This window comes from Rhizobium sp. CRRU65 (genome assembly GCF_048551595.1).
GTDB classification, from domain to species: domain Bacteria; phylum Pseudomonadota; class Alphaproteobacteria; order Rhizobiales; family Rhizobiaceae; genus Rhizobium; species Rhizobium leguminosarum_J.
This window is the reverse complement of the sequence record NZ_JBLYZH010000013.1, coordinates 178,560-204,026: the sequence shown is the minus strand read 5'-3', so window position 1 is coordinate 204,026 and position 25,467 is coordinate 178,560. Positions and strand designations below refer to the sequence as shown.

Annotated in this window: 22 protein-coding genes; 6 read left to right on the top strand and 16 right to left on the bottom strand. The window is 60.1% G+C overall.

Features of this window, described 5'->3' with window-relative positions:
* Positions 1-11: 11 nt before the first annotated feature.
* The 3 genes from ACM5SV_RS24800 to ACM5SV_RS24790 form a co-directional block, all read right to left on the bottom strand.
* Positions 12-848: a carbohydrate ABC transporter permease gene (locus tag ACM5SV_RS24800; RefSeq protein ID WP_017996084.1), complete on the bottom strand. Its 837-nt coding sequence runs from the start codon at positions 846-848 to the stop codon at positions 12-14.
* Positions 841-1,722, bottom strand: coding sequence for a carbohydrate ABC transporter permease (locus ACM5SV_RS24795; protein ID WP_012755190.1), 882 nt, complete (start codon positions 1,720-1,722; stop codon positions 841-843). Before ACM5SV_RS24795 ends, ACM5SV_RS24800 begins: the two co-directional genes overlap by 8 nt.
* A gap of 63 nt (positions 1,723-1,785) precedes the next feature.
* The gene (locus ACM5SV_RS24790; protein WP_128449381.1) at positions 1,786-3,045 is read right to left on the bottom strand and encodes an ABC transporter substrate-binding protein; all 1,260 of its coding nucleotides are present in this window, start codon (positions 3,043-3,045) and stop codon (positions 1,786-1,788) included.
* A gap of 169 nt (positions 3,046-3,214) precedes the next feature.
* Here ACM5SV_RS24790 and ACM5SV_RS24785 point away from each other — a divergent pair, with 169 nt between their 5' ends.
* The 4 genes from ACM5SV_RS24785 to ACM5SV_RS24770 all read left to right on the top strand — a co-directional run bounded on the left by ACM5SV_RS24785 (position 3,215) and on the right by ACM5SV_RS24770 (position 9,003).
* Positions 3,215-4,234: a LacI family DNA-binding transcriptional regulator gene (locus ACM5SV_RS24785; RefSeq protein ID WP_012755188.1), complete on the top strand. Its 1,020-nt coding sequence runs from the start codon at positions 3,215-3,217 to the stop codon at positions 4,232-4,234.
* Positions 4,235-4,508: 274 nt separating this feature from the next.
* Positions 4,509-7,535 (top strand): alpha-mannosidase, encoded by a 3,027-nt coding sequence (locus ACM5SV_RS24780; RefSeq protein WP_222051614.1) that lies wholly within the window; start codon positions 4,509-4,511, stop codon positions 7,533-7,535.
* A gap of 149 nt (positions 7,536-7,684) precedes the next feature.
* Positions 7,685-8,407 (top strand): antitoxin Xre/MbcA/ParS toxin-binding domain-containing protein, encoded by a 723-nt coding sequence (locus ACM5SV_RS24775; protein WP_012755186.1) that lies wholly within the window; start codon positions 7,685-7,687, stop codon positions 8,405-8,407.
* The gene (locus ACM5SV_RS24770; RefSeq protein WP_419425433.1) at positions 8,404-9,003 is read left to right on the top strand and encodes an RES family NAD+ phosphorylase; all 600 of its coding nucleotides are present in this window, start codon (positions 8,404-8,406) and stop codon (positions 9,001-9,003) included. Before ACM5SV_RS24775 ends, ACM5SV_RS24770 begins: the two co-directional genes overlap by 4 nt.
* Before the next feature lie 53 nt (positions 9,004-9,056).
* Here ACM5SV_RS24770 and ACM5SV_RS24765 read toward each other — a convergent pair whose 3' ends face one another.
* The gene (locus ACM5SV_RS24765; RefSeq protein WP_221974529.1) at positions 9,057-9,974 is read right to left on the bottom strand and encodes a LysR family transcriptional regulator; all 918 of its coding nucleotides are present in this window, start codon (positions 9,972-9,974) and stop codon (positions 9,057-9,059) included.
* A gap of 124 nt (positions 9,975-10,098) precedes the next feature.
* Between ACM5SV_RS24765 and ACM5SV_RS24760 the strand changes: the two genes are divergently transcribed.
* The gene (locus tag ACM5SV_RS24760; RefSeq protein WP_221963629.1) at positions 10,099-10,941 is read left to right on the top strand and encodes an alpha/beta hydrolase; all 843 of its coding nucleotides are present in this window, start codon (positions 10,099-10,101) and stop codon (positions 10,939-10,941) included.
* A gap of 8 nt (positions 10,942-10,949) precedes the next feature.
* Here ACM5SV_RS24760 and ACM5SV_RS24755 read toward each other — a convergent pair whose 3' ends face one another.
* On the bottom strand, positions 10,950-11,588 hold the full coding sequence (locus ACM5SV_RS24755) for a TetR/AcrR family transcriptional regulator (protein ID WP_017996090.1): 639 nt from the start codon (positions 11,586-11,588) through the stop codon (positions 10,950-10,952).
* Between the two features lie 203 nt (positions 11,589-11,791).
* Between ACM5SV_RS24755 and ACM5SV_RS24750 the strand changes: the two genes are divergently transcribed.
* Positions 11,792-14,254 (top strand): beta-glucosidase, encoded by a 2,463-nt coding sequence (locus ACM5SV_RS24750; protein ID WP_221974527.1) that lies wholly within the window; start codon positions 11,792-11,794, stop codon positions 14,252-14,254.
* A gap of 67 nt (positions 14,255-14,321) precedes the next feature.
* Here the strand turns inward: ACM5SV_RS24750 and ACM5SV_RS24745 are convergent, their stop codons facing one another.
* The 11 genes from ACM5SV_RS24745 to ACM5SV_RS24695 all read right to left on the bottom strand — a co-directional run bounded on the left by ACM5SV_RS24745 (position 14,322) and on the right by ACM5SV_RS24695 (position 25,395).
* Positions 14,322-14,858: an OmpA family protein gene (locus ACM5SV_RS24745; protein WP_026157575.1), complete on the bottom strand. Its 537-nt coding sequence runs from the start codon at positions 14,856-14,858 to the stop codon at positions 14,322-14,324.
* Between the two features lie 14 nt (positions 14,859-14,872).
* On the bottom strand, positions 14,873-15,547 hold the full coding sequence (locus ACM5SV_RS24740; RefSeq protein WP_017996093.1) for a L,D-transpeptidase: 675 nt from the start codon (positions 15,545-15,547) through the stop codon (positions 14,873-14,875).
* A gap of 291 nt (positions 15,548-15,838) precedes the next feature.
* Positions 15,839-16,774: a dihydrodipicolinate synthase family protein gene (locus ACM5SV_RS24735; RefSeq protein ID WP_017996094.1), complete on the bottom strand. Its 936-nt coding sequence runs from the start codon at positions 16,772-16,774 to the stop codon at positions 15,839-15,841.
* 26 nt (positions 16,775-16,800) lie between these two features.
* Positions 16,801-17,754 carry an ABC transporter ATP-binding protein gene (locus tag ACM5SV_RS24730; protein ID WP_128449328.1) on the bottom strand — a complete coding sequence of 318 codons (954 nt, stop codon included), beginning with the start codon at positions 17,752-17,754 and terminating at the stop codon, positions 16,801-16,803.
* Positions 17,755-18,771, bottom strand: a complete 1,017-nt coding sequence (locus ACM5SV_RS24725) for an ABC transporter ATP-binding protein (protein WP_017996096.1) — start codon at positions 18,769-18,771, stop codon at positions 17,755-17,757.
* An 8-nt stretch (positions 18,772-18,779) separates the two neighbouring features.
* Complete coding sequence (locus ACM5SV_RS24720; RefSeq protein ID WP_221974526.1) at positions 18,780-19,697, bottom strand: dihydrodipicolinate synthase family protein; 918 nt, start codon at positions 19,695-19,697, stop codon at positions 18,780-18,782.
* Positions 19,698-19,715: 18 nt separating this feature from the next.
* Positions 19,716-20,594: an ABC transporter permease gene (locus tag ACM5SV_RS24715; protein WP_017996098.1), complete on the bottom strand. Its 879-nt coding sequence runs from the start codon at positions 20,592-20,594 to the stop codon at positions 19,716-19,718.
* Positions 20,595-20,596: 2 nt separating this feature from the next.
* A complete protein-coding gene (locus ACM5SV_RS24710; protein ID WP_128449330.1) occupies positions 20,597-21,556 on the bottom strand; it encodes an ABC transporter permease in 960 nt (319 codons plus the stop codon).
* A gap of 84 nt (positions 21,557-21,640) precedes the next feature.
* Positions 21,641-23,239, bottom strand: coding sequence for an ABC transporter substrate-binding protein (locus ACM5SV_RS24705; protein WP_222005021.1), 1,599 nt, complete (start codon positions 23,237-23,239; stop codon positions 21,641-21,643).
* Positions 23,223-23,966 (bottom strand): FadR/GntR family transcriptional regulator, encoded by a 744-nt coding sequence (locus ACM5SV_RS24700; RefSeq protein WP_221974524.1) that lies wholly within the window; start codon positions 23,964-23,966, stop codon positions 23,223-23,225. The genes ACM5SV_RS24705 and ACM5SV_RS24700 overlap by 17 nt, the downstream gene beginning before the upstream one ends.
* 142 nt (positions 23,967-24,108) lie before the next feature.
* Entirely contained in the window at positions 24,109-25,395 is a 1,287-nt protein-coding gene (locus tag ACM5SV_RS24695; protein ID WP_409565987.1) for a GGDEF domain-containing protein, read from the bottom strand.
* Positions 25,396-25,467 lie beyond the last annotated feature (72 nt).

Sequence of the window (25,467 nt, the reverse complement as noted above, 5' to 3'; positions counted from 1 at the left end):
CTTTGCCTCCCTCATCCCTTCACAGCGCCGAAAGTCAGGCCGCCGACGATTTGTTTTTGCAGTGCGAGCGTTACGATGATGACCGGCAGCGAGTAGAGGACGGCTGCGGCGGTCATCGCCCCCCAGGCAAGCCCGTAGACCGAATTGTATTCGGCGATGACGATCGGCGCCGTTTTGGTCGCCTCCGATGTCAACAGCAGCGCGTAGAGGAACTCGTTCCAGCTTGTAATGAAGGTAAAGAGCGCGGTGACCGCTATCCCCCCTGTCATGACCGGAAGCACGATCTTTCGAAATGCCTGGAATCGCGTGCAGCCATCCATGCGCGCGGCTTCTTCGAGCTCCTTCGGTATGCCCTCGAAGAACGCGGACATGAGCAGCAGTGCCAGTGGTACCGCAGCCGACGTGTGAGCGAGCACCAGGCCTGGAATGGTATCGAGCAGACCCAGAGACTTCAAAAGCTGGAACAGCGGCACTCCGAGCGCCACCGACGGCACCATGCGTGTCACCAGGGCGAAGAGCAGGAAAATGGTGGTGATCCGGCGCCGGTACTGCGTGGCAACGTAAGCGGCAGGCACGGCCACCGAAAGCGAGAGAGCCGTCGTCAGCACCGCGACGGTGAGGGAATTGACGAAGGCTCTCGGCAAAGTGGAGGATCGCAGCACTTCGCGGAAGTTCTCGAACGACACAACGGCCGGAAAGAAGCTTGGCGGGATCTGTTGGACATCAGCCGCGGGCTTGATGGAGGTCATCAGGAGATAGATGTAAGGCAGCGCGTAGGATAGCACCAACACGAGGGCTGCCGCGTTGATCAGGATTCCGCTGAGATTGGGGCGGGGAGCTCTACGCATGGACCGGCCTCCATATCTTCCAATAGGCGACTGCCGCCAAAAGCATCATGACGATGAGGAACAATGTTCCTGACGCGGAAGCCTCGCCGAGATCGCCGAACCGAACCATGCGCTGGTAGATGTTCATCGAGAACACTTCAGAAGCGTGACTGGGACCACCCTGCGTCTGTATCCAGATCAGGTCGAATGTCTTTGCAGCATCCACGCCCCGCACGATCACCACGACGGCGATCACCGGCCGCATGAGGGGAAGGGTGACATGCCAAAAGCGCTTGAGCGCATTCGCCCCGTCGATCCGCGCTGCCTCCAGCAGGTCTTTTGGGATGTTCGTCAGCCCGGCATAGGACACAAGGGCGACAAAGGAAGTCGTCAGCCAGATGTCGGCAAAGGAAACAGAATAGATGACGATATCTTCGCTGGACAACCATGCGATCGCGTCTGGTTCGCTTATCAGACCCAAACGGACGAGCCCGTAGTTCAGGATGCCGATATTGCCGACGAGCAGAAATCGCCAAAGTAGACCCGCGACGATGGGCGGAACCATCAGCGGCAGAGCGAAGATCGTGCGATGCCACCGCGATTGACCGGCAAGCGCCGAAAAAATCAGCGCCGCACAGAAGCCGAACGTGAACTCGAAGAACAGCGCGAAAAGCGAATACTGAACGGTCCGCAGAGCGCTTTCCATGACACGTTTCGACGTCAAGGCATCAACATAGTTCTGCAACCCGACCCATTCGCGGATATGAGGCGTGATCGTATCGACCTTGAAAAAGGAATCGAAGACCAGGAGCCCCACCGGGTAAGCGACCAGCACGCCGAGGATGGCGACAGCAGGCGCGAGCATGCAAAGTACAAATCGGTCTTCGCCCGACATGTCCGTCTCCGAAAGCTAAGGGTGGGGCATATTTTGCCCCACGATGTGGAGGAATGTACGAGGCTAGTTGAGAATGTCCTCGATCGTTTCCTTGGCTTCCGTCAAGACCTCGCCGACATCCGCCTTGCAGGTCAGCGCCTGCTGGATAGCCGGGAGAACAGCTTCATCGACGATTTCCTGATATTTTTCATTGATCGGCCGGCCCTGGGTGGCAGGCGCGCTCAGCGTCTCAAGAAGTGGGGGAAAGTGCTCATAGCCGGCCTTGTCTGAATAGCTCCGATAGGCGGAATTCGTCGCAGCAAGTCCGAGGGGAGCTTCGATACCCAGGGCATTGTTGGCGATAGCAAACGAGACGAATTTTTTCGCTGCATCCTTGTGCTCAGATGTCGAGGGAACGACGTTGTACCAAGGCCCGGGAACAGCTGCGATCCCGGCGTCGCCGGCCAGCATCGGTACCACGCCGACCTTGCCGCTGACCTTCGAATCCGGAGGCGTCATCTTGTAGGCGTGCGCCCAGAACTTCATCATGGCTGTTTTGCCCTGGTAGAACAGGTTCTGCGCCTCGCCCCAGCCGATTTCGTTCACGTTTTCAGGAACGGAATGATCAATGCAGTGTGGCGCGATGTAGAATTCAAGTGCCTTCTTGTGCGCCTCATTGTCGATAATGACCTGCCCGTCCTTATCGAGGATCACCCCTGGCGAACCCGCCTGCAGCACATGTGCCATCCATTCCTCTGAAAATGTGCCGATGGTGTCGGTGCCCCAGAAGTCGGTCTTTCCATCGCCGTCAGTGTCACGCGTGAAGAATTTCGCAATGTCGCGCCACTGCTGCCAGGTTTTTGGCGGCGCGAGAGGATAGCCATACTTGGCCTGAAAAGCCTCTCTTTCCTCAGCCTTATCAAACAGATCCTTGCGATAGAACACGATCTCGGCATTGGCCCAGGCAGGCATACCGATCAGTTTGTCACCGACCTTCGCGTCGGCAAGCAAGGAAGGCGGCAGATCCGCGCGAACCGCATCGGTGAAAAGAGCCGAGAGATCCTCGACGTGGCTTGCAAACTTCGCATTCCACACGACGTCGATCGTCACGACATCGAACGCGGAAGAGCCAGAGGCGATTTCGGCTGAGAATTTGTCAAAGACACCCTGATAGGGAACGGTCGTGAAGTTCACCTCGATGCCTGTTTCGGCAGTAAACTTCTCGGCGACCGCCTTCTGCAACATTTCGCCGCCGCCTTCGACCAAGATATTGATGGTTTCGGCATTGGCAGTGGCGGTTATGAAAACAAGCGCAAGTGCGCTGGCACCAAGCAATTTCTTCATCGATTCCTCCCATGTGGCCCGCTGCACTTGCACTGAGCCCTCCTTCTTGCTGCGAAAGTAGTCTTCGTATGACGACGTTGTCAATACAGAATGACGACGTTGTCATAAAAATATGTCGACGTTGTCATGCGTCTGGTTTAAAACGAATCCGGCAAGGAGATTGGCGTACATGGTCAGCATAATCAGCGTCGCGAAAGTGGCGGGAGTTTCCAACAAAACTGTGTCTCGCGTCATTAACGGCGAACCATATGTGACCGAGGAAACCAGGGAGAGGGTCGAAAGGGCAATTCGAGACCTCGGATATGTGCCCAATATGGCCGCGCGCCAAATACGCTCAAGTCGCTCCAACACATTTGGTATCATCGCTGACTACGTGTCGACGACGCCTTATTCCGTGGATATCGTTCGCGGGATCCAGGATTGGGCCAATGCCAACGGCAAGACCATTCTGATGGCAAACACCGGCGGTGCGTCCGAACAGGAAACTAAAATTTGGAAAATGTTCCAATCGCACCGCATTGACGGTGTTCTCTACGTAACGATGTACCACCGCATCGTTGACCCCGAAATCGGCGACGTCGGCATCCCCACAGTCATGATCAACTGCCGACCAAAAACGAGCGAGCTGTTGCCGTCGATCGAACCCGATGACTATCAGGGTGCGCGAGATCTTACCCGCTATCTGCTTGAGCGGGGTCATCGAAAGATCGGCTATATCCGGCTCAATCCCATTTTATTGGGGGCGGAACTGCGCCTCGATGCTTTCCGCAAGACCACCGGAGACTTTGGCCTTTCGGAGAGCGACCTAAGTATCCGTCTAGGCATGGAAGGACCGGTAGGAGCAGAGAAGAATTACGTTTTTGCTGCCGCCACCGAGATGCTTCAACAAAGGGATCGACCGACCGCAATCATGAGCGGCAACGACGAAATGGCGATCCAAATCTACATCGCGGCCATGGCATTGGGTCTTCGGATTCCCGAGGACGTCAGTATTGTCGGCTTTGACGATTTCCGGACGGTTTCCCTGGCGCTGAGGCCGGAGCTGACCACTGCCGCTTTGCCGTACTATGATCTCGGTCTGCAAGGGGCGGAATTGTTGAATAGCGTGGTGGCGGGAAGCGAAGCTTGCCCGAGCAGTCGAGTTATGTCCTGCAATTTGGTGGAGCGACTTTCGGTGTCCTCCCTGTAATCTGACCTCATGCACGAGAGCGTCTGGTCGAGCAAGAAAGCTTTTGCAAAGACATGGCGTGACGGTGACAACCGTAAACCGGGTGCGGTTTGCTTCTTCCGGGCTTGACGCCAAATCAAAGTTACTTAATCTAAGACTCTGCAAGCCTGCTTGGAGGAGGGGCCGGGCAATCGCGATGTCGGTCGCGCCATCTTCATCTCCCCCATAACCATGACCACGACCCCAAAAGCATGACGATAAGATTGTCAGCCGTCGATTTTCAACAGGATAAGCCATGCCTCTGACCATTGCCCAGCGCCTCGATCGTCTTAAAGTTCGCATTGCCGAATTGGCTCATTGGCGGGATCGACAAAGTGCTGCGATCGACGGCTGGACTTTCGAGGGCGAGCCGATCGAACATCACCAGGATTGGCCGCACCGCCAGGGGGTGGTGCATTTTGCCGTGATCGCTGAAGCGCCGGAGGCGTGGCCTCTCGAGGATATTCGCCTGCAACTCGATCTTGGTGGCGAGAGCCTGATTACGCTGAGCTACCCCGACGGCGAGACTGAAACATTCGGTCTCGATCCTTATCATCAGGAATTCCCGGTAAAGGGCCGTCGCTTTTCGATCGCAACCGAAACCGTCGCCCGGTTTCCATTCGGCGAGCCCAATCGCGCTCCACGGCTCAACAAGGCCCGATTTATCTGGCTCGATGGTCCCGCTCATCGCATGCATCTTCTGCTGAAGCAGGTTGCCGAGGCAATCGAGGTGCTCGGCGAGCATGAAGTCGTGCCGCATCTGATGGATGCCGCCGAGCATGCGTTGCGCAGCCTCGACTGGCCGTCGGATACGGCGGCCTATATCTCCCGCACATCCAGCGCCGTCATGCAGCAGAAGATCTGGGAACTGCCGGAGCTTGAGGTTAATCCGGCAGGCCTCACGGACGAGCAGAGCGGCTCGGCAGCCACGGCCTTCGAGGCTCTGACGGCGCGGTTGAAGGAGTTGCAGAAGCGTTTCCCGCCGAATGGAGAACTGTTGCTGACGGGCCATGCGCATATCGATCTCGCCTGGCTTTGGCCTTATCGCGAGACGCGGCGGAAAATGCGGCGCACCTTCAATACGGCGCTGTCGCTGATGGAGCGCTCCGACGATTTCCGCTTCAATCAATCGACCGCCCATTATTACGCGCAGATGGAAGAGGAAGACCCGGAGCTCCTCGATCGCATCAAGCAGAAGGTCGCGGAAGGAAAGTGGGAAACCGTCGGCGGCATGTGGGTCGAGCCCGACACGAACATGCCGACCGGCGAAAGCCTCGCCCGTCAGGTTCTCTATGGCCAGCGTTATTTCGAAAAGACCTTCGGCACGCGCCATACGGTCTGCTGGCTGCCCGATTGCTTCGGTTTTTCAGGCGCGCTGCCGCAAATCTTGAGGCAGGGCGGCATCGACAGCTTCTTCACGATCAAGGTCAATTGGAGCGAGACCAACCATATTCCATCCGATCTCTTCTGGTGGAAGGGTCTCGACGGCAGCCAGGTGCTGACCCATACGTTCGACAATCCCATGCAGGGTTATAACGGCTTCGTGCAAGCCGATTGCTACGTGCCGACATGGAAGAATTTCCGCGGCAAGACACAGCACGATACCTCGCTTCTGGCCGTCGGTTATGGCGACGGCGGCGGCGGCGTCACGCCCGAGATGGTCGAGCGCGAGGTGCAGCTACGCGATTTCCCGGCTATCCCGCAGGCACGCTGGGGCACCGTCAAAAGCTATTACGAACAGGCGCACCGCACCGCAGGCGAAAAGAACCTTCCGGTATGGGATGGCGAAATCTATCTCGAACTGCACCGCGCCACGCTGACATCGCAAAGCGGCGTCAAGCGCAAGCATCGCCAGGCCGAACGGGCGCTGATCACCGCCGAAACCATCGCTTCGCTGGCGCATATGCTCGGAGCAGACAGGCCGAAAAGCCTCGAAGCGGATTGGCGCGTGGTGCTGAAGAACGAATTTCACGACATTCTGCCGGGCTCGAGCATCCGTGAAGTTTATCAGGATGCCGAGCAGGAACTGGGCGGCGTCATCGAACGTGCTGGAACCGAACAGGCAAATGCCTTGCAAGCGCTGTCGGCCAAGCTGCCGAAAGGCGGGGTTGGCGATGCCCTCGTCGTCGTCAATCCGTCTCTTGCGGCCAGACCGCTCAGCGCAACGCTCTCCGACGGCACGGTCGTCGCGGCCGCCGATCTCGTCGCGCCCTTGTCCGTCGCGGTCTTTGACAAGGGCTCGCTCAAACCGGCGGGTGGGCTGAAGGCAGGCCCCGACCGTCTCGAAAACGACTACCTCGTCGTTGGCATCGGCAAGGACGGGGCGGTTTCGAGTCTCATTCACAAGGCCACGGGCCGGGAAGCGGTCGACGGCTCGGCAAATCAGCTCTGGGTCTATCCGGCCGACAAGCCGCGCAACTGGGACGCCTGGGACATCGATGCGGATTATGCCGAAAAGGCCGTCCGCCTCGAGGCGCCTGACAGTGTCACCCTCGTGGAAGACGGGCCGCACCGCGCGGCGATCCGCGTCGTTTACCGCTACCGGAATTCGAGCGTCACGCAGACCTATGTGCTGACGGCCAACGCCAGGCGGCTCGACATCGAAACGACGATCGACTGGCATGACCGCCGCACCCTGCTGCGAACCCTGAACCCGGTTGCCGCGCAGGCCCGCAAGGCGACCTTCGAATGCGCCTTCGGCATTGTCGAGCGAGCAACGCACACGAATACGTCCTGGGAGCAGGCGATGTTCGAGGCCGTCGCGCACCGCTTCGTCGATATCAGCGAGCCGGACTTCGGGGTCGCGCTGATCAACAATGCCAAATACGGCCATAGCGCCCGCGGCAACGTGATCGGCATGAGCCTTGTGCGCGGGCCGATCTATCCGGATCCGCTGGCCGACGAAGGTGAGCAGAGCTTCACCTATGCGCTGATGCCGCATGAAGGCGCCTGGCATGAAGGCGGCGTCCTCGACGAGGCGATCGATCTCAACCAACCGCTCGTCTCGGCTGAGGCCAGCGGCCTCTCCGCCGGCACTTTCGCGCCTCTTGCGATCACCGGCATCCCCGTCGCGTTCTCAGGCCTGAAGCCGGCGGAAGAGGGCGACGGCCTCATCCTGCGCCTCTATGAGCCAGCCGGCCGGCGCGGCAGGCTCGCCCTCGGGCTACCTTCCGGATGGGCAGCATCGCAGCCGCTGAACATTCTCGAAGAGCCGATGGAGCGGAAGGGACCTGCCGACATCATGCCGTTCGAAGTCAGGACCTGGAAGCTGCAGAATGGCTGATGTTCCTTTCCCGGGAGATCCCGCCTCACCGCTTCGATGCCGGGAGGCGTTGCGGGACTCACCATAGAGCAAAACCCGCTTGGTGGGACAATCTGGACAAATGGGTCATTTGAGACTATATCAGCTCCTGTAAGAACGGAGATAGTTTAATGGCTGGTTCCCATGTGCAGCTGGATCGTGCTCGTCAGGCGCAGGTCGCCGATCGTGTTGCCGCCAAAGTCGCCGATGTGCTGAAAGCCGACGCTACATTCGAGTCCGGCTCGGTTGCCCTGTCCGCCAGAATTGCGGGAGCGGCGGCGGCGGCCATTGTCGATCTTCCCGTTAGCGTACGACGCGAACTCAGCAAGCGACAGGGCGAACTTGCCCGCCGCATTCGTGGTCTGGTGGAGACCTTCAGCGATGCACCTGATGGCGGCAAGATCGCGCTTGAAATTCCGAAGGCCGTGGAACCCTCAAGGGGCGAAGGGCTTGGGAAGATCGCCACGGCGGAGGAAGGCGAGCGACTGCTGGGCGAGCTTGCGGTTGCCCGCAAGCTCGAGGATTGGGCGGGGCCGGTTGCCGGCGCAAACGAACTCCAGCGCGAATTCGGAATTGCGCGCTCCACCCTCAATCGCTGGCAGCATGCCGGCGAGGTTATCGCGCTGCTGAAAGGAACGAGGAAGCACGTCTATCCGATCGAACAATTCATCGACGGGCGTCCAGCGAAGGGCATAGGAACGATTGCCGCTCTCGTTTCCAATCAGCGGGTGGCATGGCTGTGGCTCAGCCAGCCGAATCCCATGCTGGGCGGGCGCCGGCCCATAAACCTCTTGAAACAGGATCATGCGGATGAGGTCGTCGATGCGGCCCAGACCTATTTCGCCGCGCAATGACGCTCGACAAGGCCGTCCTGCAGCGCCTCGCCGTTCGCGCCGACGTCACCGACTATGTCAGAATCATCTCGCGCGCTCACGCCGCGACGCCTCTCGGTATGGGCTTCGGCAAGACGCGGTTTTCGAGCCCGAGGGATAAGTTCCGGTTGCTCTATCTCGCTCAGGATCCCGCGACGGCGATCGCGGAGACGATCGTTCGTGACCGGTTTCAAGGCAAGGCCGAGCGATTGATACTGCGGGAAGAGTTCGACCGCTATTCGATCGCCGTTATTGGAAACCCCAAGCCGCTTTTCCTGCTCGACCTGCGCTACGAAGGCGCAAACCTGCTCGGGGTCTCGACAGATGCCGTTCGAGCCAGGGCACAGGCCAGCGGACGCCGGCTCAGTCAGGAAATCTACGATCGCACCAATGTCGACGGCATTCTCTACATGTCCCGGATCACCAACAAGCAGTGCGTTGCCGTCTATGATCGCGCTACGGCCAGCATTGAGGCCGACAGCCCCGCATGGGATCTCATCCGCTTGTCCGCGCTCGGCCCCATACTCAATGCCTTGCACCTCACGGTCATAGATAGGGGAATGATATCCAATCGGTGAGAAAAGACGTGCGGCGCTGTCGTGCCTCGGCGTTCGGCCGATTTCGATCATCGCTACAAACTTGACGCCGGTCGAAAAGCGTCGGGTCGGGCGGCAAAGTTCGCAACTACAAAGTCCACGAAAGCCCGGACTTTTGGTGAAAGCTGACGATTGGAGGGCCAGACGAGCGAGAGCGAGCCGTACGGCACCATGAAGGAGGCCAGGACGGGGACCAAACTCCCGGTTCGCATATGGGGCTCTGCGACGTAGACAGGCAGATGCGCGAGGCCCAAACCGTCCCGTGCTGCCCGCAGACCTGCATCCGTGTTGTTCAATGTAAGGCCTCTCGGCAAAGGCAACCGCTCACATGGCCGGCGGAATGCCCACGGCGCGACACGACCGCTGGATGGGTATTTGAAGTGAATGCAAGCATGCTGGGAGAGGTCATCCGGGGTCTCCGGTCGCCCATGGCGCTTGAGATAATCGGGACTTCCACAAACGACGAAATGCTGATCGCCGAGATGGCGGGCAATCAATCGTGCATCGGCAAGCTCACCGCTCCGCACGACAACATCCAGGCCCTCTGCGACCAGGTCGATGACCTTGTCTTCGAAATCGATGTCCAGTTCGATCTCCGGAAACTGCTCGGCAAAAACGGGCAGGATCGGCATGAGAAGGTGATGCCCGACAATATGCGGTACGCTGACGCGAAGGCGCCCCCTTGGGCGCTCCCGGCTTCGTGAGATTGTGGCCTCTGCGTCGTCCATGTCATCGATGATGCGTTTGTAGCGCTCGTAGAGGACCGCTCCTTCCTCGGTCAGGCTGATACTGCGCGTCGTCCGGTTGAAGAGCCGCACGCCCAGCCGGCTTTCGAGCCGCGCCACAGCCTTTCCGATCGCGGAAGGCGAAACTCCGCCAACCCTGGCGGCTGCGACATAGCTCTGCTGTTCGACGGCGTGGACGAAGGCGATAACGCTTGCGAGACTGTCCACATCAACACCCGATTGAAGATATTTTGTCCTTTATGTACATCCATGAGCCGCCATTGAGCAATATTGCGTAGGAAATATCCTTTGTCTCGATGCGCGGCCAGCCAATATCAAAGGAGTGAGCGGTATGCGGGACTATGCAAAAGAACGACCCGAGCACACGGAAAAATACGTCGGAGAGAATGACCTATTTCTGGAGATATTTCATGGGCACAGCGATCCAGGGCAGTCCGCTCGGCCGCCGTTGCTCTTTGTTCACGGCGCCTTTACCGGGAGCTGGATGTGGAGCAAATACATTTCTCATTTCACATCGGCTGGATGGAATTCTTATTGCGTCAACCTGCGAGGCCACTACAAAAGCAGGTCGATGGATTTCACAAAAATCCTGTTTGAAGATTACCTGGAAGACATCCGGCTGGTGATCTCCGAAATCGTCGAAGAATGTGGAACTCCTCCCATCGTGATCGCTTTCAGCATGGGAGGAATCCTGAGCCAGAAACTGGCGGAAAGCGTGAAGATAGCCGGGCTGGTGCTGATCGATACCAGCATTTGCAGGCAAGTGCATGCGGAGGCGCCCTATCGCGATCTCGCGTTGCGAATGCCCGGCCTCGTCGTGCCTGCTCCCGTGCGTGACGAGCAAATCAGTACCGATGAAACATTCGAGGATATTGAATTCCAGCGGAAGTACCTGTCCATGGAATCTGCAAAGGCATTCAGCGCATTCTCCTTTCATTTCGGGGCGGAGGGGATTTCCATCGAAGGTGAGAAGATCACCTGTCCCAGCCTCGTCATTTGCGCCGTCAACGACGAATCCGATGATCATCGAGGCCTGGCGACAGCACGCCACATCGGTAGCGAGTATCTAGGTCTCCAGGGTACCACACATACGGGTCTGCTTGTCGGGCAGAGGTATTACGAAGCTGTAAGCCGCATTATGGTCTGGTTGGCACGCTTTGATGGAATGCAGTAAGCCAAGGCTCAGTCCTCTAACCCAAGGCTCGCCAACAGGCGGCTGATATAGGCTTCCAGTCCGCCGACCATATCGAAGCGTGTGGGATCGCGCAGCCAGAGCATCTGAAGGCCGTCCATCACCGCGATCAGCTCGGCCGCCATTGCCCTGCCATCGATCTTGCCGTCTATCGAGCCATCGGCGACGGCCCGTTCGAAGGTCGCAGCGATGTCGTCCTGTAGCTCCGTGACGCGATTGAGAAACCATGCCTTGGCCGGGTGATCCTTCATCAGGCTCTCGGCATTCAGGATGGCGAAGGTCCTGATGACCTCGATCATTTCGGCGTTGCGGCGGAAGACCCCGACCATGCCCTTGAGCAGGCCGCGGAGATCGGAGCGATAGGGGCCGATGAAGCTTTCGCTTTCGAGATCGCGCTTGTCCAGAATGGCAAGCAGGAGATCAACCTTGGTCGGAAAATGGTGCAGCAGGCCGGGCAGCGACAGGCCGACGTCGCGGGCGACATCGCCGATGGCGGCATTCTGGTAGCCGTCTTCGGCAAAGCGTCGCATCGCAGCCGACAAGATCTCCGCGCGGCGCGCTTCGCCCTTGCGGGATCGGCGCCGTCGCTTTTCGTCCTGTCCGGCCTTCGATTCGGAAACCTCTGCCATCGTCTTTTCCGTCTGCCTCTTTTCCCCGCCCTCCATCCATACATTACGGCTCGGCAGTTGACATCTTAAAAATACCGAGTAATCGGTAGGTTTAATAACTGCCTGGTGCGTGGAGAAGTCGGCGTCGCCGCCGGATGAATTGGCACCGGGCATGCTTAGTCAGCACGTCGCAATGCCCGAATTCCATTGAAGGGGAGGTTTGCATGATCGATTCCATTCTCGACAAGATGACGCTCGAGGAGCAGGTTTCGCTGCTGTCTGGCGCCGATTTCTGGACGACTGTTCCCGTCGAGCGCCTTGATGTGCCGAAGATCAAGGTGACGGACGGGCCGAATGGGGCTCGCGGCGCGGGCTCGCTGGTCGGCGGCGTCAAGGCGACCTGCTTTCCTGTCGCCATCGCGCTCGGCGCCACCTGGAATCCCGATCTCGTCGAGCGCATGGGCGTGGCGCTTGCCCACCAGGCGAAGAGCAAGGGTGCCGCCGTGTTGCTCGCACCCACGGTGAATATCCATCGTTCCGGCCTGAACGGGCGAAATTTCGAATGTTATTCCGAGGATCCGATGCTGACCGCGGAACTGGCCGTTGCCTATATCAAGGGCGTGCAGAGCCAGGGGATCGCGGCGACGATCAAGCACTTCGCCGGCAACGAATCCGAGATCGAGCGGCAGACCATGTCTTCCAATATCGACGAGCGGACGATGCGCGAAATCTACTTTCCGCCCTTCGAACAGGCTGTCAGGCGCGCCGGCGTAATGGCCGTCATGTCTTCCTATAACCGCCTCAACGGCACCTATACCAGCGAGCATGCGTGGCTGCTGACCAAGGTGCTGCGGGAGGAATGGGGATTCGACGGGATCGTCATGTCCGACTGGTTCGGTTCGCATTCGACGGCCGAGACGATCAATGCCGGTCTTGATCTCGAAATGCCCGGTCCGGCGCGCGATCGTGGCGAGAAGCTGGTTGCCGCCGTGCGCGAAGCCAGGGTTGAAGCGGCGACCGTGCGGGCGGCGGCGCGACGGATCCTGCTTCTGCTCGAGCGGGTCGGCGCGTTCGAGAAGACGCCCGATCTCACGGAGCAGGCAGTCGACCTGCCGGAAGACCGGGTGCTGATCCGGCGTCTCGGCGCGGAAGGCGCAGTCCTTTTGAAGAACGATGGCATCCTGCCGCTTGCCAAGACGTCGCTCGACCGGATCGCCGTCATCGGACCCAACGCCGCAAGCGCCCGTGTGATGGGCGGCGGCAGCGCGCAGATCGCGGCGCATTATACGGTCAGCCCGCTCGAAGGGATTCGAGCGGCCCTTTCCAATGCCAACAGCGTCAGCCACGCCGTCGGCTGCCGCCACAACCGTCTGATCGAGGTGGCCAAGGGAAAGATCACCGTCGAATATTTCAAGGGGCGTGGTTGCCGGGGCAATCCTGTTCATGTCGAGACCGTCGACAAGGGCGAGTTCTTCTGGTTCGAGCTGCCGTCAGGGGAACTCGACCCCGCCGATTTCTCGGCGCGGATGACGATGCAATTCGTACCGGAAGAGAGCGGCGATCATGTCTTCGGCATGACCAATGCCGGACTGGCGCGGCTCTTCGTCGATGGCAGGCTCACGGTCGACGGCCATGACGGCTGGACGCGCGGCGAGAACTATTTCGGCACGGCCAATGACGAACAGCGCGGCACGGTGGCGCTCGATGCGGGCAAGGCCCATACCGTCACCGTCGAATATGACACGCCGGTGGCGACCGGGGAGGGGATCAACCTCACGGCCATTCGCTTCGGCGTCGAAAAGCCCTTGGGTGAGGCCGATATGCAGGAAGCCGTCGAGACGGCGCTAAATGCCGATGTGGCGCTTCTCTTCGTCGGCCGCGACGGCGAATGGGATACCGAGGGCTTGGACCTGCTCGACATGCGGCTTCCGGGCCGGCAGGAAGAGCTGATCGAGCGGGTTGCGGCCGTCAACGCCAACACCGTGGTCGTGCTGCAGACCGGCGGCCCCGTGGAAATGCCCTGGCTCGGCAAGGTGCGCGCCGTGCTGCAGATCTGGTATCCCGGGCAGGAGCTGGGCAACGCCGTCGCCGATGTCCTCTTCGGCGAAGTCGAGCCCGGCGGACGCCTGCCGCAGACATTCCCGAAGGCGCTTGCCGACAATTCCGCCATGACGGGCGATCCAGCCGTCTATCCGGGTAAGGATGGGCATGTGCGTTACGACGAAGGCGTCTTCGTCGGCTACCGTCACCACGATACACGCGCTGTCGAGCCGCTCTTCCCCTTCGGTTTCGGCCTTGGCTATACGCGCTTCAGCTGGGGCGAGCCGCGGCTCTCGGCCGGCGACATGGGTGCCGAAGGCGTGACTGTCAGCGTCGATCTGACCAATATCGGCGACCGGGCCGGGTCGGAACTGGTCCAGCTCTATGTGCGTTCGCCAAAGTCCAAGGTGGAGCGGCCGGACAAGGAATTGCGCGCCTTCGCAAAGCTGTCGCTCCTGCCCGGTGAGACAGGGACAGCCGAAATGAAGATTATGCCGCGCGACCTCGCTTATTACGACGTCGAGGCCGGTGCCTTTCGCGCCGAACCGGGCGCCTATCAGTTGGTCGTGGCGGCGAATGCCGCGGATATCAGGTTCGTCATCGATCTGCCGTCACCACTCGATTATGTCCTGCCAGCTTCGTATTAAACGCAGGCTGGGCCCAGCCAATAGCGGCTGGCGCGTCTGCGCCAAGCGCTGTGTGGTTCGAGCTGGATCAGGCCGCGTCAGGCTGGGTGCGGAGATTGGTAACGACGCGCCTGTTCTGGACCTTGCAAGAGCGCTCCGTGCAGTCGCGGACTTCGCGGTCGTTGCCGTAGCCCTTGGCCCACATGCGCCTGGCGTCCACGCCCTTCGAGACGAGATAGGCCATCGCCGCATCGGCGCGCTTCTGTGACAGCGTCTCCATTTTGGCTGCGGAGCCGGAATCATCGGCAAATCCCTGCAGCTTGAGCAGCCAGGACGGGTTCCTGTTGAGCCAGGCGGCTTGGTTATCCAGGGTTGCCATGGCGACGGAATCGAGTGTTGCGGAATCCTGCTTGAAGTAGATCCGGCGGCCGACATTAAGGATGAAATCCTCTTCACTGCCCATCGCAACGTTCTCGAAACCGGGTGCTGGATCATTGGTTTGGCCGGTCATCGGCGCCGCAGCAGGTTCTTCCACGGAGGCGATATCGGTGGTGCTGCAGGCGGCGAGCGCCAAGAGCATGGTTGCGGCGGCAAGGCGCCTCACATATCCGGTCGGAGCAGACATCAAGTTGATATTCCTTATTCGACCGTGGTTGTTTGGCTGACCTGCGCGGCACTTTCAGCCTGGTCGGCAATATGCGGCAGAACCTGCACCGCGGTGCCGATCGGGCAACGCTGGTAAAGATCGATGGCGTCTTCGTTGAACATGCGGATACAGCCGCTGGAGGCATCTTTGCCGATGCTCCACGGCTCCAGCGTGCCGTGGAAGCGATAGCCGGTGTCGACGCCGTCGCGATGCAGGTACATGGCGCGGGGACCGAGTGGATTTTTCGGTGAGCCTCCCGCCACGAATTCGGGCAGTTCGGGATGGCGCTTGCGCATCTCCGGCGGCGGCGTCCAGCGCGGCCATAGCGATTTGCTGTCGATCGTGGCGCGGCCAAACCATTTGAAGCCCTCGCGACCGACGCCGACGCCGTAGCGGATGGCCGTCTTGTTCTCCATGATCACGTAGAGAAAATGGTTTCTCGTATCGACGACGACGGTGCCGATCGGCTCGCTGCTAAAATATTTGACGACCTGGCGGTGCCACTTCTTGTCGATCTTGGCGAAGTTGGTCCTTCGAAACGTCACGCCGTTGTCGACGGTGGTGCCGTCGAAAAAGGAAGACGCCGCGGCAAATACCGGTTTCCGGACTGCACCGGCGCCAAGTAATGCCAATCCACCAAGCACAATATTTCTGCGTGTCCACGGCATCGGCAATATCCCCCTTAAAGCCAAGCAGCGAAGTCGCAGTAAATCAGATTTTTCATTTGCCACAACAGAAAATTCTTCTGCTCTTAAAGACCGAGATCGGGTTGTCGGTCTTCTGGATCATATTTGCGCTGGTCGCTACTCCACGCGGAGGATGTGCGGCGCAGCTAAACCACAGATCATTTGAGGGATAGACCGTTGGGGCGACCACAGATCTCGAGATCAGTCAGGATGCCGCGGGACTAGAGTTGTGCAGTTGAGGGCCGGGGCTCATTCCCTCAGCCCGAGCAAAAATCAGAGGAAGAGATCGGGGAGTTCGGCGCGTGCGATACGTCTCAATCTGACCGCTTCTGCCGTGTCTATCGAGCGATAGGGGAACCGCAACCGGGTACCCACGGGTCCCCAATTGCCGATCGCACTTAAAAGTTTGTCGAGAGCGGCGTTCGAATAGCCAAATTCTTGGCGAAACGGGACGATATGCGCGTCCATAAAAGCGCAGATGCGTCGCTCCAGATCGAGTGCGGCGTCGATCTCGTTTCGCATCGAGACCGTCCAGGTCTGAGCACCGCGGGGACTAAGGCAGGCGACATTGGAAAACGAGCCTGCTGCCACACCTTCCTTGGTGCCGGTTGCGAGATGATGGCCGGGGACGAAGAGCCACAGCCCGGACAAATGCCGGCGTGCCTCAGCATACCAGGAGGCGTCGCCATCGGCGAGCTTGATGCCGATCACCTCAGGCACTGCCGCGCAGACCATGCCGAGCACCCTTGGCGCCAGCACGCGTTTTGCATGCGGCGGGTTGTAGAGGATGAGCGGAATTCCGTCGGCAGCCTCGGCCGCTCGTTTTAGGAAGTCGACCGCCTCGGCATCGTTGAGCGGCCACCAGTCCGGCAATATGACCTGAATGGCGCGGGGATCGAGGGCGGCGGCGCGGCGGACGCGATTGAGCATGATCAGCGGGTCGGGCTGGCAGGCGCCGATGACGAACGGCATAGAGGAGACCTTGCAGCGTTCGGCCAGCATTGCCTGGATCCTGTCGAACTCCTCCTCCGTCTGATTGTGGAATTCGCCAGCCGTACCATTTGAGTAAATACCATCGACGCCGGCATCGATGAGGATGTCGATCTCTTCACCGAGCTTGTCGAATTCGATGCTGTCATCGGCTGCGATCGGCAGAAGCAGGCTCGCCCAATTTCCACCGATGGCGGGACGCGGCGTCTTAGCATTCATCTCTTGTTTCTCCGATAGATGACGGATCAGTTGAGGTCGTCGCGGATGCAAGCCTTGAAGTGACCGGGAGCGATTTCCCGCAGTTGCGGAACGGCGCCGGCGCAGGCATCGAGCGCGCTCGGACAGCGCGTGCGAAAAACACATCCGCTCGGCGGATTGGCCGGACTTGGAATATCGCCTTTCAGGATCTGCCTGTTACGGCGAGCATCCGGGTCGGGCGACGGAATCGCCGACAGAAGCGCGCGCGTATAGGGATGCTGCGGTCTCGCATAGAGATCGGCACTCGGTGCGATTTCCATAATACGGCCGAGATAAAGCACGATCACCCGGTCGCAGATATATTCGACGACGGCCAGGTCATGCGAGATGAACAGCATGGTCAGGCCAAGCTGCTGCTGGAGGTCGCGCAGCAGGTTGATCACTTGCGCCTGGATCGATACGTCGAGCGCCGAGACCGGCTCGTCGGCGACGATGAATTCCGGCGACAAGGTCAACGCACGGGCAATCCCGACGCGCTGGCGCTGGCCACCGGAAAATTCATGGGCATATCGATTGATCGCATCGGCGGGCAGGTCGACCTTTACCAAAGCCGACTGCGCCCGTTCGAGCCTGCCGCGGGCGGTGCCGATCCCCTGGATCTTCAGGCCTTCCGTCAGGATCTCGCCGATCGTCATGCGCGGCGACAGGCTGGCGAAGGGATCCTGGAAAATATACTGCATGCGCGGCCGCTGCCGCCTTAGCGCGGAGGCGGAAAGTGCTGTGAGTTCCGTCCCGTCGAAACGGACGCTGCCGGACGACGGTTCGACGAGGCGAAGGACGGAACGCCCGATCGTGGTCTTTCCGCTGCCGGATTCGCCGACAAGCCCGACGACTTCACCCTTGCCGATATCGAAGGAGATACCCTCGAGAATGTTCAGCCGCGTGCCGCGGGAGGTATAATGTTTCGAAAGGTCGCGGACGGAAAGCAGCGGTGCGCTCATCTAGATCTCCTGCCATCTGATGCAGCGGCTTCGGTGCTGCGGATTGATCTGTTCGAGCGCGGGAACCGCCACGCGACAGGCATCGATCGCGAATTTGCAGCGCGGGGAAAAGGCGCAGCCGCTCGGCATGTTCATCAGGCTCGGGACCATGCCGGGAATGGCGGCGAGCTTTTCGCCGGCCTGTTTCATCCGTGCGGCATCGCCAAGGCGCGGCATGGAGGCGAGAAGGCCCATCGTGTAGGGATGCTTGGGATTGCGGAAGACCTCGCCGACCGGCCCTTCTTCGACGATCCGGCCGGCATACATCACCGCCACGCGATGGGCGATTTCGGCGACGACGCCGAGATTGTGGGTGACGAACAGCATGGCCATGTCGCGCTCGCGCTGCAGCTTGAGGAGCAGGTCGAGAATCTGCGCCTGGATCGTCACGTCGAGCGCCGTGGTCGGCTCATCGGCGATCAGCAGCGCCGGATCGCAGGCGAGCGCCATGGCGATCGTCGCGCGCTGGCGCATGCCGCCCGACAGTTCGTGCGGATATTGGCCGGCACGGCGCCGGGCGTCCGGTATGCCGACGCTTTCAAGCAGCGCGACGGCTGCGTTCATCGCCGCCTTGCGGTCGGCGCCGCGATGGATGCGGATCGGCTCGCCAATCTGGTCGCCGATGGTAAAGACGGGATTGAGGCTCGACATCGGCTCCTGGAACACCATGCCGATGTCGTCGCCCCTGATCCTGCGCATGCTCTCTTCATCGAGCGAGACGAGATCGCGGACGACGCCGTCGCTCGTCGCAAGGCGGATGCTGCCTGCGGCGATCAAACCGATGTTGCGGGTGAGCAGCCGCATGACCGACAGGCTGGTGACCGATTTGCCGGAGCCGGATTCGCCGACGAGCGCAAGCGTCTCGCCGGCGGCAACGGTCAGGTCGATATTGTTGACCGCCGTGATCTCGCCGCCGCGGATGCGGAAGATCGTTCGCAATCCTCTGATGTCGAGTACGGGTTCGGCGGTCTGTTCCATCAACTGGCTCAGTTCAGCAGGCCGGTTGCACGCAGGATCTCGTCGATCCGCGCCGTTTCGGCTTCGTTAAGAGAGGCACGCGGCCGGGGCATGACAGCGGAATCGATGATGCCGAGGCTGCGCATGGCGGTCTTGAAGGCGCCGATGCCGGCTGCGCCGCCGCTGACACGACCCTGCGCGACCCAGACGATTTCGAACAAGCGGCAGAGACGCTGCTGTTCCTTCTTCGCGGCGATCCAGTCGCCACGTTGGGCAGCATCCCAAAGCCGGACATAGCCGTGCGGATCGACATTGGCGATGCCAGGAACGACACCATGGGCACCCATCAGCAGGGCGGTGTCGACGACGATCTCGGAGCCGGTCATCAGGAAGACGTCCTTGTGTTCGGCAAGGTCGAGGAGCGCGTAGCGGAAATTGCCGTCGTCGCCGCTGGAATCCTTGAGGCCGATGATCGCGCCTTCCCTGGCGAGCGTGACCACGGTCTGGCGTTGCAGCTTGACGTGAACGCAGACGGGAATGTCGTAGGCGATCAGCGGAATGTCCACCGCGTCGCGGATATAACGGAAGTGATCGAGGATCTCTGACTGGCTGGTGACCGTATAGAATGGTGCCGTCACCACGACCGCATCGGCGCCGGCCGCCTTTGCCACCTTCGCATGGGCGATGACGCGATCCGTGGTCGGATCGATGACGCCGACGATCAGCGGCACCCGGCCATTCACCACCTTGGCCGAATGTTCGATGATTTCCCGCCGCGTCTTTTCGTCATGGAAGATCACCTCGCTCGTCGAGCCGAGCACGAATACGCCATGACAGCCGGCATCGATGAGATGCTCGAGCACGCGTGTATAGGATAGGTAGTCGACGGTGAGATCCGGATTGAGCGGTGTTACGACGGGGGGGACGACACCCTTGAATTTGGTCATTTTCGCTTCTTTCGATTGTCAGTTCAGTTCGGCACGCGGATCGAAGGCATCTCTGAGGCCATCGCCAATGAAGTTGATCGCCAGGACGGCAAGGATCAGCGCGGCGCCGGGGAAGAGCCATTGCCACGGATATTGTTCGAGCACGGCGGTCGAGCGGGCCGCGTTCAGCATGTTGCCCCAGCTTGCCGCCGGCGGGGCGATGCCGAGACCGAGGAAGGACAGTCCCGCCTCGAGCAGAATGGCATTGGCGATCTGTAGCGTTGCATAGACCACGAGGATATCGATCGAGTTCGGCAGGCCGTGGCGGAAGAGCAGATGGCCGATGCCGGCACCCATGCCGCGGGCGGCCATGACGAAGTCGCGTTCACGCAATTCCAGCAGCCGCGAGCGGATCATGCGCGCAAGCAGCGGCCAGGAGAGCAGCGAGATGACCAGCACAGTCGGCCAGATGCCGGTGCCGGCAATCGACGCGAGCACAAGCAGGAAGATGACGGGTGGCAGGGTCATCACCAGATCGACGAAGCGCATCGAGACGGCGTCCGTCCAGCGTCCGGCAAGCGCCGAGATTGCCCCAAAAAGAAACCCGATGACGGCAGAAAGCGCGGTCGACGCGACGGCGACCAGCAGCGAAATCCGGCCGCCTTCGAGCACGCGGGCGAAGACGTCGCGGCCGACGCCGTCGGCTCCGAACCAGTGCGTTGCCGTCGGGCCGCTATTCATGGCCAGAAGATCGATGTCGTTCGGCCGGAAAGCCCACCATAGGGGATAGGAGAGGATCAGCAGCAGCATTGGCGTGGCAATGCAGACGCCGGCAACAGCTGCGCGGTTGAGCAGAAACCGACTGAAGGCGCGGGAAAATGGTCCGGGGCTCCGGCGTTCGGACGAGCGTGCCAGCATGGTCAGCCCACCTTGATGCGCGGGTCGACGACCGCATAGGTGATATCAGTCAGAAGATTGACGACGATAACGCAGGTGCCGATGACGAGTGTCGCCCCCATGATGACGGGGTAGTCGCGGGTCTGCACGGCATCGACGAGCAATAGCCCCATGCCCGGCCAGTTGAAGACGCTTTCGATGAAGATGGCGCCGCCGATTGCAAGTCCGATAGTGGAGCCGATCAGCGTCACGATCGGAAGAAGCGCATTGCGCAAGGCATGCTTGCTGATGACCCAGAACTCGCGAACGCCCTTGGCGCGGGCCGTGCGCACGTAATCCTGGTTCAGAACTTCGAGCAGCGAGGCGCGCATATAACGCATGATCAATGCGGCTTGCGCGACAGACAGAAGTGCCGCCGGCAGGATCAGATGGTGGAGGAGATCGCCGAGCGAGAATTCCTCGCCCGGCGTCAGCATGCCGCCTGATGGCATCCAGTGCAGGCGGACGGAGAAAATATAAAGGCCGATCAGCGCGCTGAGGAAGGCCGGGCTGGAAATACCGGCAAGCGCAACCACCGACAAGGACAGATCGGCAAGCGAATTGCGGCGGACGGCGCCGATCACCCCGAAAGTGATGCCTGCGACGATGGCAAAGGCAAGTGCGGTGCCCATCAACAGAACTGTCGGGCCGATCCGTGACAGCACCAGCCCCAGAACCGGCTGATCGAGACGCTTGATCGAATAGCCGAGGTTGCCCGTCACCGCCTGCTGCAACCAGCCAAGATACTGCACCGGCAAGGGCTGATCGAGGCCGAGGCTTCGGCGCAGATCGGCAAGGTCTGACGGCGACATCGGAAGGTTAGGATCGATATAGGCATCGATTGGATCGCCGGGTGTCAGGCGCAGCAGCAGGAAGATCAGCATGCTCAGGGCGACGAGCATGCCTATTCCTATGATCAGGCGTCTGAGACTGTATTGGAGCATCGGTAATCCGTCTTATCGGGCCGTCTTGTCCGGCCGTCTTGTCAGGGTGGCCGAAGCCACCCTCAAGGCTTTCCCGGAAAGCGCCTATTCGGCGATCGACCATTTCTGCGGATTGGCCTGGTAGGGGCCGCCGCCCGGCGCTGGCGTCCAGACGAAATCCTTCACCTTTGTCGAGACGATGCCATAGCGGTTTGCCACCCAGAGCGTCGCCCAGGGCAGGTTGGTGTTCATCACCTTGCAGACGTCCTGGTAGGCGGCGTCCCGCTTGGTGCTATCAGGCTCGGCCAAGGCGCTATCGAGCGCCTTGGTGAGGTCAGGCATGCGAACCCTGGCGACATTCGGTCCGGCCGGAGGGATCTGCTTCTCGTTGAGGCCGACATTGATGCTTCCGGCATCCGGCCCGTTCTGCAGCCCGGCATAAACCAACTGGAACTGGGCGATATCCGGCGTCGCATTGAGCACGATGCTGTTATAGGTCGGCGCATCGACGGCGCGCGGGACGATGTTGATGCCGACCTGGGCAAGCATCGCCTGGACTGCGGCAAGCACGTTGGTCGCCAGCGGCGTGGTGTAATAGGTCAGAAGGGTGATCGGCTTGCCGCCGTTGATCTGGTCCCAGCCGGCTTCCGTCAACAACTGCTTGGCCTTCTCGGGATCATAGGCATAGCTGTCGATATCAGGGGGTATCAGCTGTTCGGCGACATAGGCGCAGTTGGCAGGCTTGGCCGCACCGCCATAAAGGCTCTGGATGATGGCATCGCGATTGATCGCGTACATTACCGCCTGGCGGACGCGCACGTCCTTCCAGAGCGGGGATTCGTGGTTGAAGCCCAGGTAGTTGACGACGAAAGAGTTGCCTTCTATGACCTGGAAGTCCTTGTTGTCCTTGAAGGTCGGCACGTCGTTGGAATCGACATAGGTGAACTGGATTTCGCCGGATCTCAGCGCAGCGATTGCTGCGGCCGGGTTGGCGAAATAGCGATTGATGACGCGTTCCAGTGCGGGTTTGCCACCGCGATAATCGGTGTTTGCGGCAAGTTCGACATATTGATCCGAGACGTATTTGGTGAATTTGAACGGACCGGTGCCGATCGGAGCTGTGGACCACCAGGTGTTCTTCGTCAGCTGGTCGGCCGGGATCGAGGAGAGCGCATGCTCGGGCAGCATCATCACTTTGGTCATCGTGTCGGGAAAACTGCTGCTGGGGGCGCTGAGCTTGATGACAACAGTGTGCTCATCCGGCGTCTCGACGGACGATATGCCCTTCAGCCGGGCGGCGAGCACCGAGCCGGTTTTCGCATCCATCGCAAGGCCCATGGTGAACTTTGCGTCCTTGGCAGTGAACGGTTTGCCGTCATGCCATTTGGCGTCCACCAGCTTGAACGTGTAGGCCATCTGGTCGGAGCTGACCTCGTAGGAGCTTGCCAGCGCGCCGACGACCTTCTGCAGCTTCTCGTCATAAGTGATCAGCGGTTCGTAATAGACGCTGAGCCAGGTGAAGCCGGCGGTCGCGGCGAGCGGATTGAAGTTGCCCTGGAAACCTCCGGGACCGACATCGAAGCCGCCCGACAGCGTGGCTGCCTGGGCCTCTATTGCAACGCCCGAAACGACAAGAGCTGGAACGGCAGCCGTCGACAGCAGGGCGCCAAGCGCAATCACGGATAATCTAGACAGTCTTTTCATGTGTTCCTCCCACGTTTGAACTTGTCTTGTTGTTGGCAATCACCCGGGCAATGCCTTCGTAGTGACGATCCAGGCGTCTGCGCGCCTCCTCCAGATCTTTTGCCTCGATCGCATCGACGATTGCGGCATGGTCGCGCCACGTTGCCATCGGATCGGCATTTTCAAGGTTGACGAAATCCGACGCCTTGTAGAAGGCGAGCCAGAAGACATCGATCAGCCGCACCAGCGTTTCATTGTCCTGGCAGCGAAACAGCAGTCGGTGGAACAGCTGGTCGTCTTCCGCAAAGGTTTCACCGCGCTCGGCCTGGGCGCGCATCCGATTGACGGTGGCGCGCAATTCGGCGATGTCCTGCTCGCCGATCACGTCGATCGTTTTGCCGATCAATCCCACTTCCAGCGTACGGCGGATTTCGAGGACCTCCTCGATCTGCCGCAGCGCGCCGCCGAGGCCGTAAGCGAGGTTGTCGAGAAGCGGCCCGAAGGAAAAGGCCTTCACGAAGATACCGACGCCGCGCCGCGTATCCAGCACGCCGAGCGATTCCAACGCCTTGATGCCTTCCCTCAGCGAATTGCGGCTGACACCGAGCTGGGTGGCGAGCTCTCCCTCGGCCGGAAGCAGGGTTCCCGGCGCAAGGCCATTGTCGTCGATATAGGCGCGCAGACTTTCCTGCACGGAGACATGCAGCAGTGGCGCGCGCGTCAACGGCTTCATCGATTTCAATTTCATGCCGGTCACTTTCCCGCATCGCCGATAAGATCGATGCTACATATCGACTTGTAGGATATCTGTCAAATGGTCAAGCTGGGAGGGCTGACACAGGACCCAGCTTGCGGCCTTCGTTCTTGCACACCACGATAGCCAAACGGCTTTAGTCTGAGGCTTGGTCGACCTTTGCGGCATGGACCACCACACGGTTGCGGCCGGTCTTTTTGGCAAGGTAGAGCGCCGCATCCGCTTGGCGTTGCATGTGCTCTGCTGACACAAGCTCACTGTCTTGTATCATCGTGGCCACTCCAATGCTGACAGTGACATAAGCAACGACGCGGGAGGTCGGGTTTGGAAGAGACGCAGCTTCCACTCGGCTGCGTATCCGCTCAGCGACGACCTTGGCTTCTTGCTCATCTGAGCCTGGGAGAAAGACGAGAAATTCTTCGCCTCCGTAACGGGCGACCTGGTCCCGCTCGTCTCTCATGCTGCTCTGAATGATGCCGGCAACCTTCACCAGGCAGCGGTCGCCTTCGGCATGTCCGAGATTATCGTTGAGATGCTTGAAGTCGTCGATATCGCACATCAGCATCGCCGCGCCGCTCGTTCGTTTAAGATCCTCGCTCCAGAAATAATGGAGCGTTTCCATCATCGAGCGCCGGTTGGCGACACCCGTCAGCGGATCTGTCCGTGCCAGCAATTCCAGCTGGGAATTGGCGTCGGTAAGCTCCGCGAGGCGACTTCGATCTCGTAACTCCAGCAAGAAAGTCTTCTGAGCGAAGATGGTTGCGGTACGTCGGGCAACGACGGTCGCAGCCACACCGCTTGCGAAAAACAGCGTCCCGGCCAGAGCACCGCCCACTTCGATGGCTGGATTGCGCAGTTGAAACACAAGGTAGATACCGAGGGCAGAAGCACCGATCGCCATCGCCCAACCGAGTGGAATGGGAAATATGATAATGGCAGTGACGGCCACAAAAAGCATGATGGTCAAATGCCGCTCATAAAACTCGCCACCGGTGTTAACGCCCACCAAGGCGACCGACAGGAGGATGAGAAAAACAGCCGAGAGGAGGAAAACTCCCTGCACCCACAAAGCATGCGGCCGCAGGAAGGCTATCGCGGCGACAAGAGCCGCGGGGGGAAGGATAGACGCTGGCCAAAGCATCGACATGACGGTTTCAGTCGGAAGCAAGATCGCGTTGAGGCCCAACGTCAGGACGTCGAGCACGATAACCCAGACCATCCACGCGCGAATGATCTTGGCAGTCCGCGGCCAGGAGCGTTCGCCAAAAAGCCGAGCCAGTTCCCCATTGAAGCGGATATCACGCGTGCGTCCACCGAGCAGGCGCTCGACTTGCTCGACAATGGCCGGGCTCAACCTCTGCAGAGGTTTCCGCGAAGACGCCCTTACCGATCTGATAGGAGCTGTGGTTCGCTCGGTATCCATGTGTCGGATCTAGGGAGCAGACGACCGGAGGCAAGACGGGCCGCGAATTCCGCCCCAAAAGACGATCTGCTT

Bases quoted from the DNA above. Each gene is read 5' to 3' on its own strand.
- ACM5SV_RS24800 (WP_017996084.1), bottom strand. From the start codon at position 848: ATGCGTAGAGCTCCCCGCCCCAATCTCAGCGGAATCCTGATCAACGCG.
- ACM5SV_RS24720 (WP_221974526.1), bottom strand. From the start codon at position 19,697: ATGACCAAATTCAAGGGTGTCGTCCCCCCCGTCGTAACACCGCTCAAT.
- ACM5SV_RS24750 (WP_221974527.1), top strand. From the start codon at position 11,792: ATGATCGATTCCATTCTCGACAAGATGACGCTCGAGGAGCAGGTTTCG.
- ACM5SV_RS24695 (WP_409565987.1), bottom strand. From the start codon at position 25,395: ATGGATACCGAGCGAACCACAGCTCCTATCAGATCGGTAAGGGCGTCT.
- ACM5SV_RS24700 (WP_221974524.1), bottom strand. From the start codon at position 23,966: ATGAAATTGAAATCGATGAAGCCGTTGACGCGCGCGCCACTGCTGCAT.
- ACM5SV_RS24740 (WP_017996093.1), bottom strand. From the start codon at position 15,547: ATGCCGTGGACACGCAGAAATATTGTGCTTGGTGGATTGGCATTACTT.
- ACM5SV_RS24710 (WP_128449330.1), bottom strand. From the start codon at position 21,556: ATGCTCCAATACAGTCTCAGACGCCTGATCATAGGAATAGGCATGCTC.
- ACM5SV_RS24780 (WP_222051614.1), top strand. From the start codon at position 4,509: ATGCCTCTGACCATTGCCCAGCGCCTCGATCGTCTTAAAGTTCGCATT.
- ACM5SV_RS24760 (WP_221963629.1), top strand. From the start codon at position 10,099: ATGCGGGACTATGCAAAAGAACGACCCGAGCACACGGAAAAATACGTC.
- ACM5SV_RS24775 (WP_012755186.1), top strand. From the start codon at position 7,685: ATGGCTGGTTCCCATGTGCAGCTGGATCGTGCTCGTCAGGCGCAGGTC.
- ACM5SV_RS24730 (WP_128449328.1), bottom strand. From the start codon at position 17,754: ATGAGCGCACCGCTGCTTTCCGTCCGCGACCTTTCGAAACATTATACC.
- ACM5SV_RS24790 (WP_128449381.1), bottom strand. From the start codon at position 3,045: ATGAAGAAATTGCTTGGTGCCAGCGCACTTGCGCTTGTTTTCATAACC.
- ACM5SV_RS24785 (WP_012755188.1), top strand. From the start codon at position 3,215: ATGGTCAGCATAATCAGCGTCGCGAAAGTGGCGGGAGTTTCCAACAAA.
- ACM5SV_RS24735 (WP_017996094.1), bottom strand. From the start codon at position 16,774: ATGAATGCTAAGACGCCGCGTCCCGCCATCGGTGGAAATTGGGCGAGC.
- ACM5SV_RS24795 (WP_012755190.1), bottom strand. From the start codon at position 1,722: ATGTCGGGCGAAGACCGATTTGTACTTTGCATGCTCGCGCCTGCTGTC.
- ACM5SV_RS24715 (WP_017996098.1), bottom strand. From the start codon at position 20,594: ATGCTGGCACGCTCGTCCGAACGCCGGAGCCCCGGACCATTTTCCCGC.
- ACM5SV_RS24770 (WP_419425433.1), top strand. From the start codon at position 8,404: ATGACGCTCGACAAGGCCGTCCTGCAGCGCCTCGCCGTTCGCGCCGAC.
- ACM5SV_RS24745 (WP_026157575.1), bottom strand. From the start codon at position 14,858: ATGTCTGCTCCGACCGGATATGTGAGGCGCCTTGCCGCCGCAACCATG.
- ACM5SV_RS24755 (WP_017996090.1), bottom strand. From the start codon at position 11,588: ATGGCAGAGGTTTCCGAATCGAAGGCCGGACAGGACGAAAAGCGACGG.
- ACM5SV_RS24705 (WP_222005021.1), bottom strand. From the start codon at position 23,239: ATGAAAAGACTGTCTAGATTATCCGTGATTGCGCTTGGCGCCCTGCTG.
- ACM5SV_RS24725 (WP_017996096.1), bottom strand. From the start codon at position 18,771: ATGGAACAGACCGCCGAACCCGTACTCGACATCAGAGGATTGCGAACG.